The sequence below is a fragment of the Subtercola boreus genome (genome assembly GCF_003399645.1).
GTDB lineage: Bacteria > Actinomycetota > Actinomycetes > Actinomycetales > Microbacteriaceae > Subtercola > Subtercola boreus_A.
Genome location: NZ_NBXD01000076.1, coordinates 1 through 792 on the forward strand (window position 1 = coordinate 1; position 792 = coordinate 792).

The following is a 792-nucleotide window of genomic DNA, read 5'->3' on the forward strand; positions in this document are numbered from 1 at the left end:
CGCGCGCGACTCCCGCTCCGCCGATCCACAACTCGCCAGCCACCCCGACCGGACACAACCCGCCGTGAGCATCCACCACATAAACCCGCGTGTTCGCTATCGGACGACCAATCGGAACAACCGCACCGTGAACCGAGGAGACCTCAGTAACAGCGCAGTGAGTAGCGAAGACAGTCGTCTCTGTCGGTCCATATTGGCTGTAGACACGCAGGCCGGGCAGCCGCTCGCGAAGACGACTCACCATCTGTGCCGACAACGATTCCGCCCCGGACAACAACATGACTAAGCTCGTGCAGCTGGCTAGATCACGCTGCTCGAGTAATGCGCGGATGGCTGAAGGGACGGCGTAGAGCGCCGTAACGTTCTCTTGCTGAATGAGTTGAGTCAGATAAGCAGGATCCCTGTGGCCTTCGGGCCGCACGATGACCAGTTTCGCGCCGCAAATGAGTGGCCAGTACAGTTCACGCACTGAAGCGTCAAAGCCAAACGGTGTCTTCGCTAAAACGACGTCCTGTGGGCTCAAGGGATAAGTGGAGCGCTGCATATTCATGAGATTGGACACACCACGCTGGGTGATCATGACGCCTTTTGGTGTGCCGGTTGAGCCGGAGGTGTAGATCACGTAGGCCAGGTGATGGGAGGTCAGTCCGAGCGCGGAGCGGTCCGGATTCGTGTCGACACCACTGTCCCGCTCGACAGTAGTCAGATCAAGCAGCGGGCAATCCAGACCCCCCGTTTCCACCATCTCAGCAACACGTCCAGCCGTGTTCGCGTCCGTGAGAACGGCCAACG

The 792-nt window shown here is 59.6% G+C and carries 1 protein-coding gene; it reads right to left on the minus strand.

Going from position 1 to position 792, the window contains the following annotated elements:
* A partial coding sequence (locus B7R24_RS17090) for an AMP-binding protein (RefSeq protein WP_147304112.1) occupies positions 1 to 745 on the minus strand: 745 nt, incomplete at its 3' end.
* Positions 746 to 792 lie beyond the last annotated feature (47 nt).